At 66.3% G+C, this 25532-nt stretch carries 24 protein-coding genes; 14 read left to right on the top strand and 10 right to left on the bottom strand.

Translation table 11 applies throughout. The features are described 5' to 3' along the window. Positions 1-174: 174 nt before the first annotated feature. Positions 175-852 carry a hypothetical protein gene (locus tag H7A85_RS09665; protein WP_182085721.1) on the bottom strand — a complete coding sequence of 226 codons (678 nt, stop codon included), beginning with the start codon at positions 850-852 and terminating at the stop codon, positions 175-177. After that, on the bottom strand, positions 849-2021 hold the full coding sequence (locus H7A85_RS09660; RefSeq protein ID WP_182085720.1) for an AI-2E family transporter: 1173 nt from the start codon (positions 2019-2021) through the stop codon (positions 849-851). The genes H7A85_RS09665 and H7A85_RS09660 overlap by 4 nt, the downstream gene beginning before the upstream one ends. Before the next feature lie 293 nt (positions 2022-2314). Between H7A85_RS09660 and purM the strand changes: the two genes are divergently transcribed. Together purM and purN are read left to right on the top strand one after the other, a co-directional pair. Further along, complete coding sequence (gene purM / locus H7A85_RS09655; protein ID WP_182085719.1) at positions 2315-3385, top strand: phosphoribosylformylglycinamidine cyclo-ligase; 1071 nt, start codon at positions 2315-2317, stop codon at positions 3383-3385. After that, positions 3382-4062, top strand: a complete 681-nt coding sequence (purN, locus tag H7A85_RS09650) for a phosphoribosylglycinamide formyltransferase (protein ID WP_280514911.1) — start codon at positions 3382-3384, stop codon at positions 4060-4062. The genes purM and purN overlap by 4 nt, the downstream gene beginning before the upstream one ends. Positions 4063-4066: 4 nt before the next feature. Here purN and H7A85_RS09645 read toward each other — a convergent pair whose 3' ends face one another. From H7A85_RS09645 to H7A85_RS09635, 3 genes are all read right to left on the bottom strand, one after another. Further along, on the bottom strand, positions 4067-6148 hold the full coding sequence (locus tag H7A85_RS09645) for an ATP-binding protein (protein WP_182085717.1): 2082 nt from the start codon (positions 6146-6148) through the stop codon (positions 4067-4069). A 194-nt stretch (positions 6149-6342) separates the two neighbouring features. Next, positions 6343-8448 (bottom strand): molybdopterin oxidoreductase family protein, encoded by a 2106-nt coding sequence (locus H7A85_RS09640; RefSeq protein ID WP_182085716.1) that lies wholly within the window; start codon positions 8446-8448, stop codon positions 6343-6345. Between the two features lie 113 nt (positions 8449-8561). After that, positions 8562-9674, bottom strand: coding sequence for an alkene reductase (locus H7A85_RS09635; protein WP_182085715.1), 1113 nt, complete (start codon positions 9672-9674; stop codon positions 8562-8564). Between the two features lie 122 nt (positions 9675-9796). Between H7A85_RS09635 and rlmJ the strand changes: the two genes are divergently transcribed. From rlmJ to H7A85_RS09620, 3 genes are all read left to right on the top strand, one after another. Further along, complete coding sequence (gene rlmJ, locus H7A85_RS09630) at positions 9797-10639, top strand: 23S rRNA (adenine(2030)-N(6))-methyltransferase RlmJ (protein WP_182085714.1); 843 nt, start codon at positions 9797-9799, stop codon at positions 10637-10639. Between the two features lie 73 nt (positions 10640-10712). Continuing rightward, complete coding sequence (locus H7A85_RS09625) at positions 10713-11165, top strand: hypothetical protein (RefSeq protein WP_244631074.1); 453 nt, start codon at positions 10713-10715, stop codon at positions 11163-11165. A gap of 35 nt (positions 11166-11200) precedes the next feature. After that, positions 11201-11797: a glutathione S-transferase gene (locus H7A85_RS09620; protein WP_182085712.1), complete on the top strand. Its 597-nt coding sequence runs from the start codon at positions 11201-11203 to the stop codon at positions 11795-11797. A 57-nt stretch (positions 11798-11854) separates the two neighbouring features. Here the strand turns inward: H7A85_RS09620 and H7A85_RS09615 are convergent, their stop codons facing one another. Continuing rightward, positions 11855-12508 carry an outer membrane protein gene (locus tag H7A85_RS09615; protein ID WP_182085711.1) on the bottom strand — a complete coding sequence of 218 codons (654 nt, stop codon included), beginning with the start codon at positions 12506-12508 and terminating at the stop codon, positions 11855-11857. Between the two features lie 384 nt (positions 12509-12892). Here H7A85_RS09615 and uvrC point away from each other — a divergent pair, with 384 nt between their 5' ends. From uvrC to H7A85_RS09595, 4 genes are all read left to right on the top strand, one after another. Further along, positions 12893-14935 (top strand): excinuclease ABC subunit UvrC, encoded by a 2043-nt coding sequence (gene uvrC, locus H7A85_RS09610; RefSeq protein ID WP_182085710.1) that lies wholly within the window; start codon positions 12893-12895, stop codon positions 14933-14935. Positions 14936-15057: 122 nt separating this feature from the next. Next, the gene (gene pgsA, locus H7A85_RS09605) at positions 15058-15639 is read left to right on the top strand and encodes a CDP-diacylglycerol--glycerol-3-phosphate 3-phosphatidyltransferase (protein WP_182085709.1); all 582 of its coding nucleotides are present in this window, start codon (positions 15058-15060) and stop codon (positions 15637-15639) included. Positions 15640-15676: 37 nt separating this feature from the next. Next, positions 15677-15928, top strand: coding sequence for a molybdopterin converting factor subunit 1 (moaD, locus tag H7A85_RS09600; RefSeq protein WP_182085708.1), 252 nt, complete (start codon positions 15677-15679; stop codon positions 15926-15928). 1 nt (position 15929) lies between these two features. Further along, positions 15930-16391, top strand: coding sequence for a molybdenum cofactor biosynthesis protein MoaE (locus H7A85_RS09595; RefSeq protein WP_182085707.1), 462 nt, complete (start codon positions 15930-15932; stop codon positions 16389-16391). A gap of 58 nt (positions 16392-16449) precedes the next feature. On the opposite strand, the gene ndk is transcribed toward H7A85_RS09595, so the two are convergent. After that, positions 16450-16872: a nucleoside-diphosphate kinase gene (gene ndk / locus H7A85_RS09590; protein WP_182085706.1), complete on the bottom strand. Its 423-nt coding sequence runs from the start codon at positions 16870-16872 to the stop codon at positions 16450-16452. 81 nt (positions 16873-16953) lie between these two features. Then, entirely contained in the window at positions 16954-17652 is a 699-nt protein-coding gene (locus tag H7A85_RS09585; protein ID WP_182085705.1) for a glutathione S-transferase family protein, read from the bottom strand. A gap of 26 nt (positions 17653-17678) precedes the next feature. On the opposite strand from H7A85_RS09585, the gene H7A85_RS09580 reads away from it, so the two are divergent. The 3 genes from H7A85_RS09580 (at position 17679) to H7A85_RS09570 (ending at position 21050) form a co-directional block, all read left to right on the top strand. Beyond that, positions 17679-18185, top strand: a complete 507-nt coding sequence (locus tag H7A85_RS09580; protein ID WP_182085704.1) for a DinB family protein — start codon at positions 17679-17681, stop codon at positions 18183-18185. A 52-nt stretch (positions 18186-18237) separates the two neighbouring features. Further along, entirely contained in the window at positions 18238-20139 is a 1902-nt protein-coding gene (locus H7A85_RS09575) for an ABC-F family ATP-binding cassette domain-containing protein (protein ID WP_182085703.1), read from the top strand. 116 nt (positions 20140-20255) lie between these two features. After that, entirely contained in the window at positions 20256-21050 is a 795-nt protein-coding gene (locus H7A85_RS09570; protein ID WP_182085702.1) for an alpha/beta fold hydrolase, read from the top strand. Between the two features lies 1 nt (position 21051). On the opposite strand, the gene H7A85_RS09565 is transcribed toward H7A85_RS09570, so the two are convergent. Together H7A85_RS09565 and H7A85_RS09560 are read right to left on the bottom strand one after the other, a co-directional pair. Next, entirely contained in the window at positions 21052-21504 is a 453-nt protein-coding gene (locus H7A85_RS09565; protein WP_182085701.1) for a DNA polymerase III subunit chi, read from the bottom strand. Positions 21505-21511: 7 nt separating this feature from the next. Continuing rightward, positions 21512-23014 carry a leucyl aminopeptidase gene (locus H7A85_RS09560; protein ID WP_182085700.1) on the bottom strand — a complete coding sequence of 501 codons (1503 nt, stop codon included), beginning with the start codon at positions 23012-23014 and terminating at the stop codon, positions 21512-21514. Between the two features lie 245 nt (positions 23015-23259). On the opposite strand from H7A85_RS09560, the gene H7A85_RS09555 reads away from it, so the two are divergent. Further along, positions 23260-24450 carry an LptF/LptG family permease gene (locus tag H7A85_RS09555; RefSeq protein WP_182085699.1) on the top strand — a complete coding sequence of 397 codons (1191 nt, stop codon included), beginning with the start codon at positions 23260-23262 and terminating at the stop codon, positions 24448-24450. After that, entirely contained in the window at positions 24450-25529 is a 1080-nt protein-coding gene (gene lptG, locus H7A85_RS09550; protein ID WP_182085698.1) for an LPS export ABC transporter permease LptG, read from the top strand. The genes H7A85_RS09555 and lptG overlap by 1 nt, the downstream gene beginning before the upstream one ends. Positions 25530-25532 lie beyond the last annotated feature (3 nt).

Genomic DNA, 25532 nt, shown 5'->3' with positions numbered 1-25532 from the left:
CGGTTCGAACTCCTCGGCGGCGGCGTCGGAAACCTGGGCGGCGTCGGTCTTGGGCGTCCGGCGGCGGCTCGACGGGCGGCTTGGCTTGGGTTGCGCGGGGGTGATCGCTTCGCTCATCGGAAACTCGGGCTTTCGAACGCAGATATGGCCACCTACGTGCGTTCGGCGACTGTTTCATGACGAGGATTTCGTTTCCACTTCCATCTCGGCGAGAATCCGCTGCACCAGGGGTCGCCCGATCTTCTCCTTCGTGGCCAACGCCTCACGATCGACCCGCGCAACGAACTCGCTGGCCGCCTGGAACGAGCGCTCCATGCGGGCCAGCGCGTAGGCGATCATCTTCGGGTCGATCCCGATCTGGCGATCGGCCGCCAGCTTGACGATGACGCCGAACAGGAGGTCCTCGTCGGGAACCTGGAGTTCCACCACCGTCGCGGCGCGAACGCGCGAGCGCAGGTCGGGCAGCTTGATATCGAGCGCCGACGGCGGGGTGCGCGATGTCAGGAGAACGCTGCCGCCGCCGAGACGCGCGGCATTCACCAGCGCGAACAGCGCGGACTCGTCGTACGGTGCGCGGTCGATGTCCTCGACGCGAACGGCGAAGGGCGTTTCGTCCGGCAGGTCCCCCGTCCAGTCGACGGCGCCGCTCGTCTCGCTCCATGCGGCGGCGAGATGCGTCTTGCCCGATCCCGGCGGCCCGACGATCACGACGACGGGGTGCGGCCAAGCGGGCCACGCATCCACGGCATCCACGGCGAGCGAATTGGCCGCGCCGACGACGAGGTCGTCGCGCGTCAGCGAGGAATTGGCCGGAAGATCCAGCGGGATCTGCGCGGGGCGACGCATGGTCATTCCGTCTTCCCTGCGCGCGGATCGAACTGTTCGCGGATCGCGGTTCCGAGCGTGTCGCTTTCGATGCGCGCGGCGGCGGGCGCGGCTGTGATCTCACGTCCGAAGTACATCTCGCTGTCGAGATATTTCTGGATGGCGAAGCGCACCAAGACGCCAACGGCCGCGGCCGCCGGCACTGCGATCAGAAGGCCGACGAAGCCGAAGATCGCGCCGAATGCGAAGAGCGCGAACATCAGCCAGACCGGATGAAGCCCGACGGACGCGCCGACAAGCTTGGGCTGGAGGATATTGCCCTCGACGAACTGGCCGGTGAAGAAGACGCCGGCGGCCGCCGCGACCCAGACCCAGTCCGGCGAGAACTGGACGAGCGCCACACCCAGCGCGATCACCAGCCCGAGCGCCGAGCCGACATAAGGCACGAAGGAAATCAGCCCTGCGAAGAAGCCGATCAGGAGGCCGAAGTTCAGGCCGACCAGCGTCAGCCCCACGGCGTAATAGGTGCCGAGGATCAGGCAGACGCTGCCCTGCCCGCGCACGAACCCGGCGACGGAGCGATCGATCTCGCGCGCCAGCCGGCGCACGGTGGCGACATGCTCGCGCGGCACGAGCGCATCGATCTTCAGGATCATGCGATCCCAGTCGAGCAGGAGATAGAAGGCGACGACGGGCGTGACGACGAACAGCGACAGGAAGTTCACGACCGCAAGGCTCGACGTCCAAAGCGAGGCGACGAGCGAAGTGACGAAACCCGACAGCTGGCGGACGACGGCCTGGAAATCCTGCTGGATCGTCTGCGGATCGTTTTCCACGAAGCGCGACAGCGGGCCGTTGCGCAGGTCCACCGCGAGTTCCTGCAACCGGCCGAGATATTGCGGCAGCCGTTGGACGAAGCCTGCGATCTGCCCGCCGATCACCGGCACCAGGACGAGAAGCACCAGCGCGATCACGATGACGAACATGATGAGAATGACGATGCTGGCCGCCACGCGCGAGAAGCCGCGACGCACCAGCCAGTCCGCGATCGGATCGAGGAAATAGGCCATGACCATGCCGAGAACGAACGGCAGGAGAATGCCACGGAACAGCCACAGGAACAGAACGACGCCGAGCGCGGCCAGGCTCCAGAACAGGATCTGACGTTTGAGAAGCCGACTTCTGTCTCGGATCATAGGCTGGCTCCGCATCCCCGAGCGCGAACGAAACGGGTGCGCGGGCGAATGGATTCGAGATAGGCAGGGCGGCAAAGTCGGGTCAAGTGTCGGTTCGCTCTCGCAGAACGGGTCGGGCATCCGCGTGCCGGCTTCCCGGTGATCGATGCCCGCTTTCCACAAGCTGGCGCGGGTGCGGCGAGCGTCGATGCATTGCCACTCGGGTTCGGCGCCACTTTTGCGGTCCGCCGGGGGCCGCAAGACTTGCCCAGGCTTCGCGATCGTGCGAACTCGCCCCCAAAGGGGACCGAGCCATGACCGCTGAAAACGCCAAGGGTTTGACCTATCGGAGCGCAGGCGTCGACATCGACGCCGGCAACGAACTGGTGCATCGCATCAAGCCGCTGGTGCGCTCCACCCGGCGTCCTGGTGCAGACGGCGAGATCGGCGGCTTCGGCGGTCTGTTCGACCTGAAGGCCGCAGGCTTCACGGACCCCGTTCTCGTGGCCGCCAACGACGGCGTCGGCACCAAGCTGAAGATCGCGATCGAAACCGGCCTGCACGATACGATCGGCATTGATCTCGTAGCCATGTGCGTCAACGATCTCGTCGTTCAGGGCGCCGAGCCCCTGTTCTTTCTCGACTATTTCGCCACCGGCAAGCTCGACCCGGCGCAGGGAGAGGCGATCGTGTCGGGCATCGCGGACGGGTGCCGGCAGGCAGGCTGCGCGCTGATCGGCGGGGAAACGGCCGAGATGCCGGGGCTCTATGCCGAAAAGGACTACGACCTCGCGGGCTTCGCGGTGGGTGCCGCCGAGCGCGGCCGCCTCCTGCCGAGCGCCGATCTCGTGTCCGGCGACGTGATCCTCGGCCTCGCTTCGTCCGGCGTCCATTCCAATGGCTATTCGCTGGTACGGCGCGTCGTCGAGGCAGCGGGTGCCAGCTACGACGCCCCCGCCCCGTTCGATCCCGACCGGACGCTGGCGGCCGCCCTGATCGAGCCGACGCGCATCTACGTCCGCTCGCTCCTGGTCGCGCTGAAGGCGAACGACGGCATCAAGGCGCTGGCCCACATCACGGGCGGCGGCTTCCCGGAGAACATCCCGCGCGTCCTGCCCGAGGCGCTGCGCGCCGATATCGATCTCGGCGCCGTTTCCGTGCCGCCCGTCTTCTCCTGGCTCGCCGAACAGGGCGGCATCGCGGAAAGCGAGATGCTGCGTACCTTCAACTGCGGCATCGGCATGATCGTCGTCGTCAGCGAAGCGGAGGCGGCGTCCGTCGCCGCGATCCTGCAGGGCGAAGGCGAGACCGTCGTGCCGCTCGGGCGCATTCTCCCGCGCGGGAGCGAGGCTGCGGTCACCTTCAACGGGCAGCTCGCGCTGTGAACGACGCCTCGCCCCGCAAGCGCGTCGCGGTTCTGATTTCCGGGCGTGGGTCCAATATGAGCGCCTTGATCGGCGCCGCGATGGATCCGGGCTTTCCGGGTGAGATCGTCGCCGTCCTGTCCAACAAGCCGGACGCCGGCGGTCTCGCCACCGCCGGGCGCTACGGCATCCATGCCCAGGCGGTGGACCAGCGAGCCTTCCCGGATCGGGAAGCACACGAGGCGGCGCTGATCGAGGCGCTCGACGTCCACAAGCCGGACGTCGTCTGCCTCGCGGGCTACATGCGACTTCTGACGCCTCGCTTCGTCGGCCATTATGCGGGGCGGATGATCAACATTCACCCGTCCCTCCTGCCGCTCTTCCCTGGGCTGCACACGCACGAGCGCGCTTTGGAAGCGGGCATGCGCATCCACGGCTGCACCGTGCATTTCGTAACCGAGGATATGGACGAAGGTCCGATCATCGCGCAGGCGGCGATCCCGGTGGAGCGTGGCGACACGCCCGATTCGCTCGCCGAGCGCCTCCTGCGCGCTGAGCATCGGCTCTACCCGCATGCCCTGCGTCTCGTCTTGGACGGTGCGGTCCGACAGGCCGGAAACACGGCCGTCTTCGAAAGCGAGGCGCCGCCTCGGAACCCGACCTCGATCCTTCTCGCGCCCGACGCGCGCGACAATTAACGCGTCAGTCCCCGACCATTCCCTGGATACGGTTGGACAGAACCGCCATGTCGAACGGCTTGGTCACGATCTGCATGTTGGCGTCCAGATGGCCGTGGCTTAGAACGGCGTTCTCGGCATAGCCGGTCACGAAGATGATCTTCAGGTCAGGTCGCAGTTCGCGCGCCGCGTCTGCCACCTGCCGTCCGTTCATCCCGTTGGGCAGGCCGACATCGGTGACGAGAAGGTCGATCCGGACGTCGGAGCGCAGAAGTTTCATGGCCTGCGGCCCGTCGCCGGCTTCGAGTGCGGTGAGGCCGAGATCTTCCACCGCGTCCACCACCAGCATGCGAACCAGCATCTCGTCGTCCACCACGAGCACGGTCTTGTCCTGCGGTTTGGTGGAAACGGGCAGCGGTTCCGGAGCGGGCGCCGGAGCCTCGGCGGCCAGACCGCGCGGCAGATAGATGCAGATCTGCGTTCCCCGGCCGACCTCCGACGTGATCTCGACATGCCCCCCGGACTGCCGGACGAAGCCGTAGATCATCGACAGGCCAAGCCCGGTGCCGACGCCGATCGGCTTGGTGGTGAAGAACGGGTCGAACGCCTTGGCGATCACGTCCGGCGTCATGCCGGTGCCGGTGTCGGACACGCACATGGCGACATATTCGCCGGCCGGCAGGTCGAGGTCCTTGGCCGCCCGCGCGTCAAGCGTCCGATTCGCGGTCGAGATCACGATCCGACCACCGTCGGGCATCGCGTCGCGCGCGTTGATGCTGAGGTTCAGGAGCGCGTTCTCGAGCTGGTTCGGATCGACCAGGGTGCTCCAGAGGTCCTCCTGCATATGCGCTTCCACGGCGATTTGCGGACCCACCGTTCGCTGGATCAAGTCCTCCATCTCCGCCACCAGCCGGTTGACGTCGGTGGGCTTCGGGTCGAGCGTCTGACGCCGCGAGAACGCGAGAAGACGGTGCGTCAGCGCGGCAGCGCGCCTTGCCGCGCCTTGCGCGCCGTTGATGTAGCGGTCGAGCTCCCCGTAGCGTCCTTGGGCCAGCCGGGACTGCATCAGGTCGAGCGAGCCGGAAATGCCGGCCAGGAGGTTATTGAAGTCGTGCGCGAGACCGCCCGTCAACTGTCCGACGGCCTCCATCTTCTGAGACTGGCGCAACGCCTCCTCGGCGGCCATGAGTTCGGCCGTCTGGCTGGCGACGCGCTGTTCCAGCGTCTCGTTCAACTCGCGCAGCATCTCGGTGACGCGGCGCCGCTCGGCCTCGGCGGCCCGACGCTCCTCGACGTCGAGCAGAACGCCGGGAAAGCTCAGCGGCGTTCCGTCCGGTGCGCGATCGACGCGTCCGTTGGCTTCCAGCCAGTAGTAGTTCCCGTCCGCCCGGCGCGTTCGGTACTGGTGGGCATAGGCGCCGCCCCGCGCGATCGCCTCGTTGATGGCCCTGGCCAGCCCTTCCCGGTCGTCGGGGTGAACGGTTTCCACCACCTGCGCGAGGCTGAGGCCCTCTCGCCCGTGCGCGGGATCGAGGCCGAAAGAGCGGGCGAACGCCTCGTCCACGGTGAAGCGGTCGGTCGGCAGATCCCAGAACCAGGTTCCGATGATGGCGCCGGCGGCGAGCGCCAGCCGAACCCGCTGGACGTTCTCGCGCGCGATCGCTTCGCTTTCGCGCAGCGCCGCCTCCGCGCGCTTGCGCTCGGTAATGTCGCGGAAGAGCACCGAAACCTGGCGCAGGCCGGCGGGCTCCACGCGTGCCGCCGCCACTTCGATATGCCGGTCGACCTCGACGAACTGACGCTCGAAGCGAATCGGTTGCCCGGTTCGCAGAACGGTGCCGTAGAGATCGACCCAGGCGTCGGCCTCCGTCGGCGCGATTTCGCGCAGTCGCTTCCCGACGATATCGACGATGCCGGTGTGGCGATGGTAGCCGGTATTGGCCTCGATGTGGACGTAGTCGCTCGATGGTCCGTGGGGACCGTCGATGAACTCGATGATGCAGAACCCGTCGTCGATCGCCTCGAACAGGGCATGATAGCGAGCCTGGCTGCGTTCCAGGGCCTCGGCAACCGATCGCGCATCGCCCATCGCGCTGTCGGACACCATTTTCGGGCGTTCGGTATTCACGTGTTCGTACTCTCAAGGGCTAACGGAGCAAGGGAGCCAAGGTCGCATGGAAACCACCCGAAGTGATTCCCGCAGACGCCAAACATCTCGCACCCACTCCTAGCGGGCGTTCCCACGATCGCCAAGTTACGTTTGAATTCTCGACCAAGCAGCCCGACGAACACCTCCACCAATCAGGCCGGGCGCATCCACACCCGATTATCGTGAAAAGCAGCCCCACCGAACGGGGCAGCCGGATCGGCTCCGGTCAGGACGTTGATCCCCTCCCCGTTTTCGAACGCGTCGTTCGGCCATAGCCCTTCGTGGATCAGCACCCCCGGCGACACGCCACCATCGATTTCGACGGGCAGCACGACTTCGCCTCGCCTGTTGCCGATGATCACCCGCGTCCCGGTTTCGAGCGCGAGGCCTTCGGCATCGGCCGGATGAACCTTCAGGACCGGGCTCCCTTCCCGTTTGCGCGAACCCTCCGTTTCCGAAAAGGTCGAGTTCAGGAACTGACGCGCCGGCGGCGTCGCAAGACGGAACGGATGGTCGTCATCCGTGTCTTCGATGATCTCCGCATGGTCCGGGAATTCCGGCAGCTTCGCGTGCGGGCCGAAGAGACCCATGGCGGTCGGCGGCCGGTTGGGCGCGGCCATCCCGAGCCAATCCGGTCGGAAGCGGAAACGTCCGTCCGGCTGTCCGAAACCGTCGAGATAGTGCGCCCGGGCGAAGGCCGGCTGCACGTCGAGCCAGCGCTCCGCCTCGAGCGAGGCCAGCCCCTCGTAGCCGCTGGCGTGCAGGAGATCGTCGATCAGATCGCGCTCGGTCAGGCCGAAGCCGGGCATGTGGTCGACGCCCAGCCGCTTGGCCAGTTCCTCGATCACGAAATGGTTGGATCGCACCGTTTCGGGATGCTCGATCAGCTTCGGCCCGAACAGGATGTGGCTCTGGCCACCGCCACGATAGATGTCGTCGTACTCGACCGACATGGCCGCCGGCAGGACGAGGTCGGCCAGCTTGGCCGTATCGGTCATGAACTGCTCGTGGACGGCCACGAACAGGTCCTCGCGCAAGAGTCCGCGCTTCACCAGCCGCTGCTCGGGCGCGACATTGGCGGGGTTGGTGTTCTGCACCAGCATGGCCGTCACCGGCGGGCCGCCCTGCAGGGCTTCCGCCTCTCCCGTCAGCATGGCGCCGATGCGAGACTGGTCGAGATGGCGGATCGTCTCGTCCTGGTAGGCCCGGCCTTCGATCGCGCGCTTGTCGAAGTTCCAGATGCCGCTGTTGCTATGGAATGCCCCGCCGCCCTCGTGCTGCCAGTGCCCGAAGACGGTCGGCACGCAGGAAGCGGCATGCATCGCGACCGCGCCGTTGCGCTGGCGCGAGAAGCCGTAGCCGAGGCGGAAGAAGGAGCGCGGCGTTCGCCCGAGAAGCTCGGCGAAGGACTCGATGTCGGCGACGGCGAGCCCGGTGATCGCGGCGGCCCATTCGGGCGTGCGCGTGCGCAGATGCGCTTCCAGCCCGGCGGGGTCGTCGGTGTAGCGATCGAGATAGGCGCGGTCGGCCGTCCCGTCGCGGAAGGCGATATGCATCAGGGCGCAGGCGAGCGCCCCGTCCGTACCGGGCCGAAGCTTCAGCGCCGTGTCGGCCTGCTTCATCGTGGCGTTGTCGTAGATGTCGATGACGACGATGCGCGCGCCGCGCTCTTTCCGAGCGCGGATCGCATGGGTCATCACATTGACCTGCGTGGCCACCGCGTTGGTGCCCCAGATGACGACGCAGTCGGACTGGGCCATCTCGCGCGGATCGACGCCGGCCAGCCGCCCCGCCCCCGCGACGAAACCCGTCCAGGCGAGGTTGGTGCAGATCGAATCGAACTGCCCGGAATAGCGCTTGGCATGGCGCAGGCGATGGATGCCGTCGCGCTGCACCAGCCCCATGGTTCCGGCGTAGTAGTAGGGCCAGACCGCTTCCGAACCATGCCGTGTCTCGGCCTGGACGAAACGTTCGGCCACGAGGTCCAGCGCGTCGTCCCAGCCGATCTCGCGCCAGTCGCCGCCCCCCTTGGCGCCGACACGCTGCAACGGTTTCAACAGGCGGTCGGGATGATGCACGCGCTCGGCATAGCGCGCGACCTTGGCGCAGATCACCCCGGCCGTATAGGTGTTGGCTTCGGCGCCCCGCACGCGACCGATCGTGCGATCGTCGAGGATATCGACCTCGAGCGCGCAGGTGGACGGGCAGTCGTGCGGACAGGCGGTGTAGCCCTTGCGGGTCGAGACGTGCAGGTTCATGGCGTCCAGCATATTCGACCGCGCCCGCCGCATCCCATTCTTTTTTCGGATGCGCGAAATCGACCCGCGTGATGCGAAGCCGAGCCCACTCGGCTCGGCTTCGCCGATGGGTCTCAGGCGGCCTGCGCGTAGCGTGCCCGCTCCTCGGCCGTCAGCGAGGGATAGTCGGTATAGCCTTTCTCGTCGCCGCCGTAGAACGTGTCCTTGTTCCAATCGTTCAACGGCGCTCCGATCTCGAGGCGTGTCACCAGATCGGGGTTGGAGATGAAGAGCTTGCCGAAGCAGGCAAGATCGACCTCGCCGCTTTCGACCTGCTCGATCGCAAGCTTCGCGTCGTAGCCGTTGTTGCCCATGTAGGGGCCATCGAACCGCTCGCGCAAAGCGCGGTAGTCGAAGCCGTCCTTGTCGCGATCGCCACCCGTCTGCCCCTCGATGACGTGGAGATACAGCGGCTTGCGCTTGTTCAGCTCCTCCACATAGGCGTTGAACAGCGTCTGCTGGTCGCTCTCGCTGGAGCCGCCCATGACGGTGACGGGCGAGATGCGGACGCCGACATGCTCCTTGTCCCACGCCGCGATCACGGCATCCAGAACCTCCAGCGGGAAGCGCATCCGGTTCTCGATCGAGCCGCCATAGCGGTCGGTGCGCGTGTTGGTGCCGTCGCGCAGGAACTGGTCGAGGAGGTAGCCGTTGGCCGAATGGACCTCCACCCCGTCGAAGCCGGCCGCGCGCGCGTTGCGCGTCGCCTTGACGTAGTCCGCGACGACGCGCGGAAGCTCGGCTTCCTCCAGCGCGCGTGGAGTCTCGTGGTCCTTGAACCCTGCTTCCGTGAACGCCTTGCCCTCCGGCTTCACCGCGGAGGGCGCCACCGGCGCTTGGCCGCCGGGCTGCAGGTCGGGGTGCGAGATCCGACCGACATGCCAGAGCTGGAGGACGATCTTGCCGCCCTCCTCGTGGACGGCATCCGTCACCTTCTTCCAGGCCGTGACCTGCTCGTCTGAGAAGATGCCGGGTGTCCAGGCGTAGCCGCGCCCTTCCACGGTGATGTTGGTGGCTTCCGAGATGATGAGGCCGGCGCCCACCCGCTGGCGGTAGTACTCGACGTGGATGTCCTTCGGAACGCCGTCGCTCGTCGCCCGGCTGCGCGTGAGCGGCGCCATGACGGTGCGGTTCGACAGGTGGAGCGGTCCGAGATCGTAAGGTTGGAAGAGCTTCTTTTGGGCCATGCGGGAGTCCTCGATTTCCATTCGCGACGCAGCGCGTTTCGCGCTACCAACGCGCCATATAGGAACGCGTTTCGCAGATGCGGCATCGCGTGCGCAAACATCGCCTCTCGGAGGACCCTCCCTTGAACTACCGGCATGCCTTCCATGCGGGAAACTTCGCCGACGTGGTGAAGCATGCTCTGCTCTGCCGCCTCGTCGAATATCTCAAGCGAAAGGACAAAGCCTTCCGCGTGCTCGATACGCATGCCGGGATCGGGCGATACGACCTTTCGGCGGACGAAGCCTCGCGGACGGGCGAGCGCCGTGAGGGTATCGACGCGCTCGTCGCCTCCCCGGCCTGGGACGAGCCGCTGCTCGCGCCCTATCGCGAGACGGTGGAGGCGGTGCGCCGCGAGTTCGGACGGGATGCCTATCCCGGCTCGCCGCTGATCGTGCGCCGTCTCCTGCGGCGGCAGGACCGGCTTTCCGCCTATGAGCTGCATCCAACGGACGCCAAACTTTTGGCGGGCGAGTTCGCGGGCGACGTGCAGGTGAAGACGATCGAGCTCGACGGCTGGCTGGCGCTGGGCGCGCATCTCCCGCCGAAGGAGAAGCGCGGACTCGTGCTGATCGACCCGCCCTACGAGGCGACCGACGAGTACGAGCGCATCGTCGCGCGCCTTGGCGAAGCCTGGCGGCGCTGGCCGGGGGGCACCTACGCCGTGTGGTATCCGATCAAGCGCCGCGCCGCCTACGAGCGGTTTCACGAGGCGCTGCGCACGAGCGGCATTCGGAACGTCGTGGCCGCCGACTTCTTCCGCGAGCCGTTCGCGAGCGAAGAGCGGCTGGTCGGCACAGGCTTCGCGGTGGTCAACTCTCCCTATACGTTCGCCGACGAGGCAATGGGCATCATGGAGGCGCTCCGACCGGCGATCGGCATTTCGGGCAAGGCCGATTGTGGCATCATTGCGCTGGTGGCCGAATGATGGTGATGCGATATAAACCTTTCATCAGATGCTTCGCGCGCCGAAGCCGTTCGCCCATCGAAGGATCCGACGAATGCGCACCCGTCTTGCCGCCGTCTCCGCCCTGGTCGCCGCTTCGGTAGCCGCCCCCGCATTCGCCGCCGACTACTACCAGCCCGCCCCGGCCGAGACGGTCATGCTGCAGCCGGCCAAGGTGCCGGCCTGCGACGACGCCCGCGTCATGGCGCAGGTCGAGGACCAGTTCGAGTACGGCGCGCCGCGCACCATCCCCGCCGCGCTCGCGGTGGTCGAGTTCAGCGGTCTCTTCGAAAAGAGCTACCAGCCGCTCGGCGGCCACAAGGAGATCGAGCGCCGCTACTGCCAAGGCACCGCCCTGATCTCCACCGGCGAGCAGCGCACGCTCTACTACGTCATCGAATATCCGATGGGCTACGCCGGCCTCGGCTGGCGTGCGGAAGGCTGCGTGCTTGGGCTCGACCCTTGGAAGGTCTACGGCGCGAATTGCGAATCGCTTCGCCGATTCTGATCGCCTCCGCTGCCGCAACCAAGGTCCCAGCGTCCATGCGTCTTCTGTATTCCAAGCCCTCGCCCTACTCATCGAAGGTGCGCATGGCCGCGCATCTTTGCGACATCGAACTGGATCTTGTTCCGACCGATACCGGCGCAGAAGGCGACCAGCTCACCGGCGCCAACCCGATCGGCAAGATCCCGGCGCTGATTCTGGACGACGGTTCGGCGATCTACGACAGCCGCGTCATCTGCGAATATCTGGATCGTCGGAGCGGCAACCTCCTGATCCCGCAGGCGTCAGACGCATGGCTGCACGCCAAAAGGATCGAGGCGCTGGCAGACGGCGCGACCGAGGCGGCCATGGCGGCGCTCTACGAGAAGCGCTACCGGCCGGAAGAGCTCTGGCACCAGCCTTGGATCGATAAGCAATGGCGCCGCGCTCACCGCGCGCTCGACGTCCTCGCGCAGGAGGTCGGCAGCCTTCCCGAACGTCCGAACCTCGCTCATTTCGCGGTGGCGTCGGATTTGGGTTGGTTGGGGCTGCGCTTCCCTGAGATCGTCGAGGAGAAGCATCCCGCCCTGGTGGCTTGGCTGGGCGACTTCTTCTCCGCCCATCCGCAATACGAGGCGCTCGCACCGCAGGCCTGACGCGTCTGCTCGATACGATATGGAGCGCAGCCGGATGAGGCTGCGTCCTTTGCCCGGTCAAAACTTGAGCGCAAGCCCGGCGCGGATCGAGTGCTCGTCGAAGCCGGAGGAAACGGTCACGTTGCCGAGCTCGTAGGTCTTCGAGGAAAAGTCGGAATAGCGATACTCGACGCGCGAGGTGACGTCGTTCGTGACCTTCGCCTCGACGCCTGCGCCCACCGTATACCCGACATGGGTCTGGCCGTCCTCGGCCCCGCCGAGGGACAGTTCCTTGTGGGCGACGGCAAGGCCGCCGGTGGCGAACAGCATGATCGGATCGTAGGCGATGGCGACGCGCGCGCGCAGCGAGCCGAACGCGGTGGAGTCGGCCGAGATTGGGACGCCCGTCGCGACGTTGAAACCGCCGGCCGAAAGATCGGAGGCGCCGACATCGCCCTCCACGCCGTAGACGAAGCGCTCGGTCTGGAGATTGTAGCCGGCATAAAGCCCGCCCACCACGCCCTCGCCATTGAAGCTGGCGCCCCCGGACTGATCGAAATTCGCGAAATTGTAGCCGACGAAACCACCGGCATAGGCACCGGACCACGTATAGACCGAAGCCGCGGGTGCCAGCGCGATGTCGGCTTCGGGCACGATCGCGTCGGCCCCCATGGCTTGCGCCATCGGCCACATCATCAAACCGCTCAAGGCCAAGGTGCGAAACACCTTCATGGTCCGACTCCGGCAAAGGGCAAGCCCGGCGCCCTTCGATGCAAAACCTGGTACACAAACGCCGGCTCGGGGCCTCGGCGCCGCGCGAGGAGACCGGAGCCATAGCGGCCTGCCCGGTATTCTCGACAGGTCCGATCTTGTATCGCTATGTCGCTCGTCGCCAATTGCAAGGCGGTGACACTCCCGGGTTTCTTGTCGCGACAACCGGCGCTTTTCCGCCCTCCTCCGGACGAATTGCCCCTGCAAAGCGCCGGTATGGTGAATCATATAAAGGGTCAGGATGCGCCGAAGGCGGCCCGACGCGCGGCCTCCCATCGGCGCAGACGCTTTCGACCCGCTCGCCGGGCACGAGGGATCCAACCGCGCTTTCCCGGCGAAGACGAGATGACAGACCAGCTGACGCAAGACATCGAGGACGACGAGTTCGAGACCGACGAGGATCTCGGGCAGGATGCGGCCGAACCCTCGTCCAACGCATCCCTGATCGCCTCGATCGACTGGGATGACGGCGGGCGCGAGGTGGACCAGACGCTCGTCGGCGCCGAACTGATCTCCGCCTTCCAGAAGCGACTGCCCAACAGCCCCGGCGTGTACCGCATGTTCGACGAAGCGAGCGCGGTTCTCTACGTCGGCAAGGCGAAGTCCTTGAAGAAGCGCGTGGCGAGCTACACGCGCCTCGCCGGCCACAACAACCGCATCATGCGCATGATCCGCGCGACGCGGCACATGGAGTTCGTCACCACACGCACCGAGACCGAGGCGCTTCTTCTGGAAGCCAACCTCATCAAGCGCCTTCGCCCGCGCTTCAACGTCCTGATGCGGGACGACAAGTCGTTTCCCTACATCCTCGTCTCCGACGACCACGAGGCGCCGGCGATCTTCAAGCATCGCGGTGCGCGCTCGCGAAAGGGCAGCTACTTCGGCCCGTTCGCCTCCGGCGGCGCCGTTGGGCGCACCGTGGCCTCGCTGCAGCGAGCGTTCCTTTTGCGCACCTGCACGGACAGCGTCTATGAGACGCGCACCCGCCCCTGCCTCCTCTACCAGATCAAGCGCTGTTCCGGCCCCTGCACGCGCGAGATCTCGCTGGAAGGCTATGCCGGCCTCGTCGGCGACGCGAAGGCGTTCCTGTCGGGCAAATCGGGCCAGGTGAAGCAGTCGATCTCGCGTGCCATGCAGGAAGCCTCCGACGATCTCGACTTCGAGCGCGCCGCCGTCTACCGCGACCGCCTGTCGGCGCTGGCCCACATCCAGTCGCATCAGGGTATCAACCCGCACGGCGTCGAGGAGGCCGATGTCTTCGCCATCCACCAGGAAGGTGGGCTGACCTGCATCCAGGTCTTCTTCTTCCGCACCGGGCAGAACTGGGGCAACCGCGCCTATTTTCCGAAGGCCGATCCGTCGCTCGAGCCTGGCGAGGTGCTCGGCGCCTTTCTCGCGCAGTTCTACGACGACAAGCCACCGGCGAGCCTCGTTCTGCTACCGACCGAGGTCGAGGATCGCGAGCTTCTGTCGGACGCGCTCAGCGACCGCGCCGAACGGCGGGTGGAGATCGCCATCCCGAAGCGCGGCGAGAAGAAGGATCTGGTGGACCATGCCAGCGCCAACGCGCGCGAGGCGCTCGGCCGCCGTCTGGCCGAAACGTCCTCGCAGGCTCGCCTGCTGGCCGGTCTCAAGGAAACCTTCAACCTCGCCGAGGTGCCGCGCCGGATCGAGGTGTTCGACAACTCGCACATCTCGGGCACCAACGCGGTCGGCGCGATGATCGTCGCCGGGCCACAGGGCTTCGCCAAGAACCAGTATCGCAAGTTCAACATCCGCGGCCAGGACATCACTCCGGGCGACGACTTCGGAATGATGCGCGAGGTGATGACGCGCCGCTTCTCGCGCCTGATCAAGGAGCATGGCGACGCCGGCCCCGAGCGCGTCATGGAACCCTCGCCCGACGAGCCGGCGGATACGGCCGAGATGCCCGCTTGGCCGGATCTCGTCCTGATCGACGGCGGCAAGGGGCAGATTTCGGCCGTGCGCACGATTCTGAAGGACCTCGGCATCGCCGACAAGGTGACGACGATCGGCGTCGCCAAAGGCGTCGACCGCGATGCGGGGCGCGAGCGCTTCATCGTCGAAGGGCGCGAGCCCTTCGCTCTCCCCCCGCGCGATCCGGTTCTCTACTTCGTCCAGCGCCTTCGCGACGAGGCCCATCGCTTCGCCATCGGTACCCACCGCGCCAAGCGCAAGAAGGAGCTGACCAAGAACCCGTTGGATGAGATCGGCGGCATCGGTCCCTCGCGTAAGCGCGCGCTTCTTCATCATTTCGGCACCGCCAAGGCGGTGTCACGCGCCGCCTTCGACGACCTCCTCAAGGTCGAGGGCATTTCGGCGGCGATGGCCAAGACGATCTACGACCATTTCCACGAACGGCAGTGAAGCGGAGAAACCCGGTTTTTGTCGGGGCGATGTTGACGCGGGCGCCGCCCCGCGTTTGAACAACCGTCACGCAGACTCCTGTATTCTTCGGCCGAGTCTTCTCAGCCAACCGGACCGAACCCATGGCATCACAGGCGCTCAGCCTTCCGAACATCCTCACCTACGCTCGGATCGCCGCCGTGCCGCTCGTAGTCCTATGCTTCTTCGTGGAAGGCCGGCTGCACGGCTCGGACGCCGCGCGCTGGACGGCGCTCGTGATCTTCGTGGTCGCGAGCCTGACCGACTGGCTCGACGGCTATCTCGCGCGCATCTGGCAGCAGACGTCCACGATAGGGCGCATGCTCGACCCGATCGCCGACAAGCTTCTCGTGGCCGCAGCGCTTCTGCTTCTCGCCGCCGACGGGACGATCGCGGGGTGGACGATCTGGGCCGCGATCGTCATCCTCTGCCGCGAGATCCTCGTGTCGGGCCTGCGCGAGTATCTGGCCGAACTCAAGGTGTCCGTGCCCGTCACGCGCCTCGCCAAGTGGAAGACGGCGACGCAGATGGTCGCCATCGGCTTCCTGCTGGCTGGGCCGGCGGGCGACGAGGTCCTCCCCTTCGTCACCAAGGGGGGCATCGTCCTCCTATGGGCGGCGGCGATCATCACACTCTACACCGGATACGATTACTTCCGCGCCGGACTGCGCCATATCGACGTCTAGGGCCGGCAAGCGATCGCCGGCCGGAAGCGAGGCTGCCATGAAGATCGTTTATTTCGCCTGGGTCCGCGAGCGGATCGGAACCGCCGAGGAAGAGGTCGCCCTGCCGGCCGGCATCGTTACCGTCGACGACCTCCTGCACTGGCTGAAGGGGCGCGGAGACAACTACGCCGCCGCGCTCCAAGCGCCGGAGATGATCCGCGTCGCCATCGACCAGGAGCACGTTCCCCATTCGCAGCCGATCGGACATTGCTCTGAGATCGCGATCTTCCCGCCGATGACGGGCGGCTGAGATGACTGACATCAGCGTCCTCGTCCAGCCCGGCCCGATCGACCTCGCGGCGGAGGCGCAGCGCGCGGCGCCCGGCGGCGACGCGGGCGCGGTCGTCACCTTCGCAGGCTATTGCCGTGACGAGGACGGGCGGCTCCAGGCTTTGGAAATCGAGCATTATCCCGGCATGGCCGAGCGGGCGATCGAGCGTATCGCGACCGAGGCCGCCGGGCGCTGGCCGATTCTGAACCTGCGCTGCATCCACCGCTACGGCATGATCGCGCCGGGCGAAGAGATCGTCTTCGTCGCCTGCTCCTCGAAGCATCGACATGCGGCGTTCGAGGCGGCCGGCTTCGTCATGGATTTCATGAAGTCCAAGGCCCCATTCTGGAAGCGCGAGCACCTCAGCGACGGCTCGGTCGGCGGCTGGGTCGAGGCGAAGGACACGGACGACGCGGCGGCCGGACGCTGGCATCGGCTTTGAAAACGAAAACGCCGGCCCGAAGGCCGGCGTCGATACGAAAAACGGGTCGGGCTTCAGCTCAGCCGACGATCTCGGTCTCGGAGAACCAGTAGGCGATCTCCTCGCGCGCCGTCTCGGCGGCGTCCGAACCATGGACGGAGTTCTCGCCGATCGAAAGCGCGTGCACCTTGCGGATCGTGCCTTCGGCGGCCTGGCTCGGGTTGGTGGCGCCCATGATCTCGCGGTTGCGCGAGATGGCGTTCTCGCCTTCCAGGACCTGCACGATCGTCGGGCCCGACGACATGGACTCGACGAGCTCGCCGAAGAACGGGCGCTCCTTGTGGACGGCGTAGAAACCTTCGGCCTCGCGGCGGCTCATCCAGACGCGCTTGGAAGCGACGACGCGCAGGCCACCCTCTTCCAGGATCCTGGTGATCGCGCCGGTCAGGTTGCGACGGGTCGCATCGGGCTTGATCATGGAGAAGGTGCGTTCGATCGCCATAGGCCGTAGTCCTCTTGATAAGGGCTGGAGATGGCGCGCTCTATACCCATGTGCCGGCCGCAAAGGCAAGGCAGGGCGTGTTCACGCCGCCGCCGGAACCGAACGCCCGATCCCGCCATGCAGATCGAGGCACCGCTCGAACCAGTCGCGGATCGGATCGTCCGATGCGAGAAGCTCGAAGCGGGAGATGATCCGCAGCCACTGGAAAGCGCCGAACACGATGTAGTCGGCGAACATCGGCTGGGCTCCGGCCACGAAGGGCTGCCGCGCCAGGGTCGCGCGAAGCGGCGCGAGCGCTTCTGCAAAGGCCTTCAGCCGCTCGTCCGTCCGCCCGTCCTGAACCGACTCCAGCGATCGACCGAACGATGCCTCGCGAGACCGGCGGAAGTAGGCGCGATTCTCATCGTCCTGCGCGTCGTGGATATCCATGATCGAAGCGCGAACGACGGCCGGATGGATCGTGCGCTGCGACCAGCTTTCCACGAACCGCGCGAGCGCCCGCCCGCTCGCGCCCTCGAACAAAGCCGGGCGATCGGGATAGGTGTCGTCGAGATATTCGGCGATCGCGAAACTGTCCTGGACCACGACGTCGCCGTCGCGGATTATCGGTACCGTCCGCTTGCCTTCCCCGCCTTCGATCGCCGGCACGTCCGTGAAGCGGACCGGGGCGATGTCGACGGGTAGGCCCTTGTGGGCCAGCGCCATGCGGGTCTTCCAGCAGTGGGGCGAAAACGGTCGCGACGGATCGCGACCGACGAGATCGTAGAGTAGGATCGCCATCAGTACCTCTTTGCCCGGTTCACTCGATGTATCATGAACAGTTCGTCGCGCTCGCCGCCTATAACGCCTGGGCGAACGCCCGTCTCTACGATGTCGTCGCCTCCATGGACAACGCGCGCTTCCACGAGGATCGCGGCGTCTTCTTCCGCTCGCTCTGCGGCACGCTGAACCACATCCTCACCGCCGACCGGATCTGGCTTCGTCGCCTGACCGGAGCCGGCGAGGCGCCGGACCGCCTGGACGCCATCCTGTTCGAGGACTTCGACGCCTTGCGCGCTGCGCGCCGAAGCGAGGATGCGCGCTTCGAAACCTACGTCGTCTCACTCTCCGAAGCCGATCTGGCATCAACGTTCCGCTATTCGCCGATCACCCGGCCCGAACCCGTCGAAGGGCGCGTCGGCCCAACGCTTCTTCATGTCTTCAACCATCAGACCCATCATCGCGGACAGGCGCATGCGGTGCTCACGGGCTTCGGCGTTGACGCACCCTCGCTCGACATGATCGCCTTCCTGCGGGAAACCGGGCGCGCCTGAACCCCGAACGGGCGGTCTTTCGCCTTTTTTTCAAACATGGCAAAAGCCCGCCATGCTTCAGATCAACGACCTGTCCGCCCGCGTTGCCGGCCGCCTCCTGATCGACCATGCGAGCCTTTCGCTCCCGACGGGGACCAAGGCCGGGCTGGTCGGGCGCAACGGCGCCGGCAAATCGACGCTCTTCCGCGTCATCACCGGCGATCTCGCGTCCGAGACCGGCGGTGTCTCGATCCCGCGTAACACGCGCATCGGTCAGGTGGCGCAGGAAGCGCCGGGCACCGAGCAATCGCTGCTCGAAGTCGTGCTTGCGGCCGATCTGGAGCGCGTTTCGCTACTGGCCGAGGCGGAAACGGCGAGCGATCCGCAGCGCATTTCCGAGATCCACCTTCGCCTGGCCGATATCGAGAGCCATTCGGCCGAAGCACGCGCCGCCGCGATCCTCGACGGCCTCGGCTTCGACGCGGTGGCGCAGGCCCGACCCGTCTCGTCGTTTTCTGGCGGCTGGCGCATGCGCGTCGCTCTCGCGGCGGTCCTGTTCTCGCGGCCGGACCTTCTGCTTCTCGACGAGCCGACCAACTATCTCGACCTCGAGGGCACGCTCTGGCTGGAGAACTTCGTTTCCCGATATCCCTATACCGTCCTCATCATCAGCCACGACCGCGACGTTCTGAACAACGCGGTCAACGCGATCATCCATCTCGACCAGAAGAAGCTCGTCTTTTACCGGGGCGACTACGACTCGTTCGAGCGTCAGCGCGCCGAGAAGATGGAGTTGCTCGGCAAGGCCATCGTCAAGCAGGAAGCCGCTCGCAAGCACATGGAAGCCTTCGTGGAGCGCTTCCGCGCTAAGGCCTCCAAGGCGCGTCAGGCGCAGTCCCGCCTCAAGGCACTGGAGCGTATGAAGCCGCTCCAGGCGATCGTCGAAGAACACGTTACGCCCTTCGTCTTTCCCAAGCCCGAAAAGATCCTGGCCTCGCCGATCATCCGCATGGAGGGCGTGTCGGTCGGCTACTCGGCCGAACGCTCCATCCTGCGCGGGCTCGACATCCGCATCGACGCGGACGACCGGATCGCGCTTCTCGGCGCCAACGGCAACGGCAAGTCCACCTTCGCCAAGCTGATCGCCGAGCGCCTCGCCGCGCAGGCCGGGAGCGTCACCCGCGCGCCAGGGCTGAAGATCGCGATGTTCGCGCAACACCAGATCGACGACCTCCGGCCGAACGAGACGGCCGTCCAGCACGTGCGTCGCTTCATGCCGGACGCGCCGGAAGCCAAGGTGCGCGCCCGCGTCGCGCAGATGGGTCTGCCGACGCAGAAGATGGACACGGTGGCCGATTCGCTGTCGGGCGGCGAGAAGGCGCGCCTCCTCATGGGCCTTGCCACGATCGACGCGCCCAACCTCCTGATCCTCGACGAGCCCACCAACCACCTCGACATCGAGGCGCGCGAAAGCCTCGTCCACGCGCTGAACGATTTTCCCGGCGCCGTCATCCTCATCAGCCACGATCGGCACATGGTGGAATCCACCATGGATCGCCTGTGGATCGTTGGCGACGGCACGGTGTCGCGCTATGACGGCGACCTCGATGACTACAAGAAGCTGATCCTGTCCGGCGCGCGTTCGGGCGGCGGCAACCAGGGCGAGTTGATCGACGACACGCCGGCGCCCGCCGCCGTGTCCAAGGTGGATCAGCGACGGCTGGCGGCGGAAAAGCGCGAGGCGCTCAAGCCGCTGAAGAAGAAGATTTCCGCGCTCGAAATCCAGATGCAGCGCCTTCAGGCGACGATCGCCGACCTCGACGCCAAGCTCGGCGACCCTGCCCTCTACACCAAGGACCCGGCGGCCGCCGCCGACTTCGGCAAGCGCAAGTCCACGGCCGAAAAGACGCTGGAAAAGGCCGAAGCCGAATGGCTCGACCTGACGGAGCAGCACGATCTCGCGATGGCGGACTAAAGGTCGCGGGGGAAAACCAACGGCCGACCGCTTGAGGGTGGTCGGGTGGAGCGCTAGGTCTGGCTTATCAACTCGCGGTGAACGAAGTCTCACCGCCTGTCGCGAGGCCCGGACCCATGCGGCATACGATCGGCACCACCATCCTGGCGCTCGCCCTGGCGACGGCACTCCCCTTCGGCATCCGCGGCGGGCAGGCGTCCAACGAGCCGGTCCCCGAGCAGACCGGCTTTGCCGACGTCAACGGCATCCAGCTCTTCTTCCGCGTCTACGGTGAAGGGCCACCGCTCCTGCTGATCCATGGCGGGTTGTCGGACAGCCGGATCTGGCACTCGCAGATCGCGACGCTCTCCCAGCATCACCGGGTCATCGTCGCCGACAGCCGGGGCCAGGGACGCTCGACCTCGACCGAGGACACGATCACCTACGACCTGATGGCCGAGGACTATCTCGGCCTTCTCGACGCGCTGCATATCGACAAGGTCGCGCTGGTCGGCTGGAGCGACGGCGGCATCATCGGCCTCGACATCGCCATTCACCATCCCGAACGCCTGTCCAGCCTCTTCGTCCAAGCCGCGAACGCGACGCCGGATGGCGCCCTTGCCTACAACCCGGACGATTCGACCCGGCCAGAACTCAAGCACTACGACGACGTGGTGCAGGAGATCCATGCCCTTTGGGCGAACGAGCCGAACTTCACGGCCGAGGAACTCGCTGAAATCCCCGTGCCGACCGAGATCGCGATCGGCGACCACGACGAGGCGATCAGTCGTGAGCACACCGAATACATGGCCGCCACCATTCCCGGCGCCCGGCTCCTGATCCTGCCCGACGTCGGCCACTCCGCCCCGGTCGAGGACCCGAGCGGTTATGCGTCCGCCGTGCTCGATTTCGTCGACGGGATCGGCAGCTAGCTCAGGCCTTCTTCACCCAGCGCCGGTCCTCGGTCTGCTGCCAATAGGTGACGGCATGGCCGGCCGCCTTTTCCGCCTTCCAGCGCTCGCGCGCGGTGGCGAGCTGGTCGGGATCGTGGCCGTCGAAGAGGTAGACCCCGCGCTCGTAGGCCGAAAGATCGTGCGGGACGGCGCCTTCCACCATGAAGCGCACATGCGGATCGTTGGCGCGCTGTTCGGCTTCCACCGTCAGGAGGATCGGCTGCAGGGCGCCGCTTCCGTCGGCGTCCGATCCATGCGGCAGGAAGCTGTCGTCCTTGTAGGTCCAAAGGTGCTGGTCCAGCGCGTCGCGGCGCTCGGGCGTCGCCGCCTGGACTACGACGCGCCAGCCGCGCGCGACGGACCGCTCGAGAAGGTCCGGCAGGGCCTCCTCCATGCGGCTTTCCGTCAGGTGATAGAACAGCACCTCGGCCATGGCGGCCTCAGCGGGTCTCGTAGTGGTCTTCCACCAGCTTGTTGAGAAGACGCACCCCGTAGCCCGAAGCCCAGGACTGGTTGTACTCGTTGGCGGGCGAGCCCATCGCCGTGCCGGCGACGTCGAGATGAGCCCAAGGCACGTCGTTGACGAAGCGCTGGAGGAACTGCGCGGCGGTGATCGAGCCGCCCGAACGCCCATTGCCGATGTTCTTGATGTCGGCGAACTTGCCCTCGATCTGCTTGTCGTACTCCTTGCCGAGCGGCATCCGCCAGACCTTCTCGCCCGTGTCGAGACCGGCCTGCGTCAGACGCTCGGAAAGCTCGTCACTGTTGGAGAAGAGGCCGGCGTGGTGGTTGCCGAGCGCGACGATGATCGCACCCGTGAGGGTCGCAAGGTCAATCATGAACTGCGGCTTGAACCGCTCCTGCGTGTACCAGAGCGCGTCGGCCAGAACGAGACGGCCTTCCGCGTCGGTGTTGAGCACCTCGATAGTCGTGCCGGACATGGCGGTGACGATGTCGCCCGGGCGCTGGGCGTTGCCGTCCACCGAGTTCTCCACGAGACCGACGACGCCGATGGCATTGACCTTGGCCTTGCGCCCGGCCAGCGCCCGCATCAGACCGACCACGGCGGCCGAGCCGCCCATGTCGCCCTTCATCTCGTCCATGCCGGCCGCCGGCTTGATCGAAACGCCGCCCGTGTCGAACACGACGCCTTTGCCGACGAAGGCGACCGGCGCCTGACCCTCGGCTCCACCGTTCCAGCGCATGATGACGAGGCGCGGCGGCATCGGCGAGCCCTGCGCGACGCCCAAAAGCGCATGCATCTTGAGTTCGGCCATCCGCGCTTCGTCGAGGATCTCGATCTCGAGCCCGAGCGAGGAAAGCGCTTCGATGCGCGAGGCGTATTCCGTGGTCGTCAGGACGTTGGTCGGCTCGTTGACGAGATCGCGAGCCAGGATCACGCCTTCGGCGATCTCTCGGGCCGCCGCATATTCCGCCTTCGCCGCGTCCGCCGCGCCGGTGGCGATCGTGTAGGCCCTCGCTTCATCACCGGCATCAGCCTCTTCGCCGGGCTTGGCCTTGCGCGACTTGTAGCGATCGAACTTATAGGAGCGCAGGAGAATGCCGAGACCGATCGTCGCGACGTCGCGCGCGCTGGCTTCGGTCGCCGCGCCGTCCGCCCAGACGGTGACCGGGCCCGAGCCTTTCGCCCCACCGGCGATCGTGCCGCCGAGTTTGAGCCAGTCCTCCTCGCCGAAGGGCTGCTCGCCGACCGTGCCGATCACCACGATCCGTTCGAGCGCGGAAGCGCCGGGCGCCACCGCTTCGACGCTCGAAAGACTGCGGCCCTTGAATTTGCCGATCGCAATCGCCTTTTCCACGGCGCCGGAAATCTCCGACGGCACCGAAGCGGCCAACTGCCCTTCCGCACCCGCGAGGATTACCAGCGTTCCGCTCTTGGGCAGTTCCAGAGGCGAGAAGTCGACGGTCGGCTGAACGGACATGATGTCTCCAGTGCATGGAATCGCCTCGTTCCGGCGCTCGGCAGCGGAAACGAATCCCTCTCATTCTGGGGACGGTGTGTTGTAATGCAAGTGTGGCGACATGGTTCAGAAACGGGTAACCATCCTTGTTTGCCCTTCTTTAGCCAAGCTGGCCCACTCTACCCCGGCCAGGAATGTCGAACCGCGGCGGTTCGGTACTTCGCCGGGTTCGGCGGTTTGAACGGGACTGTCGAGACGACGAACGCATGAAGCTGATCGAACGATATATCTTCCGGCGAGCCCTCGCCTTCAGCGCAGGCTCCCTCGCCGCCCTCGTTCTGATCGTCTGGATCGTTCAGGTCCTCCAGCGGCTCGACATCGTCCGCACCAGTGCGACGGCGGCCGGCGACATCGTTTGGATCGCCCTGATGCTGATGCCGGATCTGGCGGCGGGCGTCCTGCCCTTCGCCATCCTGATCGGCGCCATCCAGACGCTGAACTCGCTGAACGCCGATTCGGAGCGCGCGGTGATCGCCGCGTCCGGCGGATCGCGCATGGTGATCTCCAAGCCGATCCTCATCCTCGCCTTCGTCGCCTCGGCGCTGACCCTTCTGAACTCGCACATCGTCGGCCCGGCCGCCTCCAGCGCCTTTCAAAACGGCATCCGCACGATCAACGCCGATGCGATCAGCCTTTTCCTCCAGCCCGGTCGCTTCGAGCAGGTGCAGGACGGGCTGGTCATGAGCATCGACGAGGCGCGTGGGCCCAACGTGCGCGGCCTGTTTCTGGCCGATACCCGCGATCCGACGCTCGATCTCACCTATTTCGCGCGCGAAGCACACATCGTCGAACGAGAAGGCCAGTCCTACCTCGTGCTCGACGACGGCCAGCTTCACCGCAAGCGCAATGCCGACGGGTCGGTGTCGATCATCGAGTTCCAGACCTACGCCTTCGACCTCGCCAACCTTCGGCCGGTGGAAACGCGCGACTGGGTGCGCATGTCGGAGCGATCGACGCGCGAACTTCTGAACCCGGACCCGAACGACCGAGTCTACCAGCTCCACCCCAACCGCTTTACGGAGGAGCTGGCCCAGCGCCGTTCCGATTGGCTCTATCCCCTCGCCTTCGCCCTCTGGGCGCTGGTGGTGGCGGGACATCCGCGGACCAATCGGCAGGGTCCCGGCCCGGCGATGGCGATGGGGCTGGCCGGGGCGCTCGCCTTGAAGGCGCTCGGTTTCGTCAGCCTGTCGCTCGTCAGCGACGATCCGCGATACACGGCGGCGGTCTATGGACTGCCGATCGGGGCAATCGCCTTCGATCTCTGGCTCCTCTGGCGCAACGTCAACGTCACCGAGATGCGGGCCATCCGCGCCCTGACCGAATGCGCGCGCTGGATCGGACGGTATCTGCAACGGCTGATGCCGGGCGGCGCGGCAACAGGCGGAGCTTCGTCCTGATGTCCCGGCGCACGCTCAACATCTACTTCTTTCGCCGCTTCGTGGTCAGCTTCCTGTCGACGCTAGTCGCCGTGTTCGCGCTGACCTACCTGATCGACATGGTCGAGGTCAGCCGCCGCGGGCTTCCGGGCGATGTCGGGTTCGAGACGATCGCGACCATTTCCGCGCTGCGCGTTCCCGCCTTCATCGAGCAGGCGTTTCCCTTCATCGTCCTGTTCGCGGCCATCTTCACCATGGTGTCGCTGAACCGGAAGATGGAACTGGTGGTGGCGCGTGCCTCGGGCGTGTCGGTCTGGCAGATCCTCGCGCCCTTCGCGGTCGGCGCCTTCCTGATCGGCGTCGTGTCGGTCACGCTCTACAATCCGCTGGCCGCCATCGCGCAGAGCCATGCCGCCCTCCTCCAGACGGCCAACGCCTCGGCGATCCCGACCACGGCCGATCGCGCGCCCTGGCTGCGGCAGGTCGGTCAAGGCGTCGAGTCCATCATCGGCGCCAAGGCGGTGGCCGATCGGGGCGCGACGCTCGGCGGGGTCACGGCGTTCCTGCTCGACCGCGACGGAACGGTGCGCGAGCGCATCGACGCGCCGCGCGCCACCTTGAGCGACGGCGCGTGGCACATCGACGACGCCACCGTGACCCGCATCGGCTCTCCGCCGATCCGCGAGGGCGAACGGCTGATTCCGACGACCCTTCTGCCGGAATATATCGAGCAAAGGCTGGCGGACCCCGAATCCATCTCGATTTGGGAGCTCGGCTCCAAGATCGAAGTCGCCCGCAGTCTCGGCTACAACGCCGAAGCCTTCGCCATGCGCCTTCATGCACTTCTGGCCCGTCCCGCGCTTTTCGTGGCGATGACGCTGGTGGCCGCCACGGTGGCCGTGCGCTACACCCGCATCGGACAATCCGGCCGCATGATCGTCAGTGGCGTCGCAGCCGGCTTCGTGCTTTACGTCGTTACGTTCCTGGCGCAGGCGCTGGGAAGCAATTCCGTGATTCCGCCGATCATCGCGGCGTGGTTCCCGGTCGTGGCGGCAGGTTTGTTCGGGACGACGATCCTGCTCCACCAAGAGGATGGGTAGAGT

It is taken from the genome of Aureimonas sp. ME7, from assembly GCF_903970965.1.
Lineage (GTDB): Bacteria > Pseudomonadota > Alphaproteobacteria > Rhizobiales > Rhizobiaceae > Aureimonas.
Note: the sequence above shows the minus strand (reverse complement) of the source record. Positions and strands in the feature narration are given on the sequence as shown.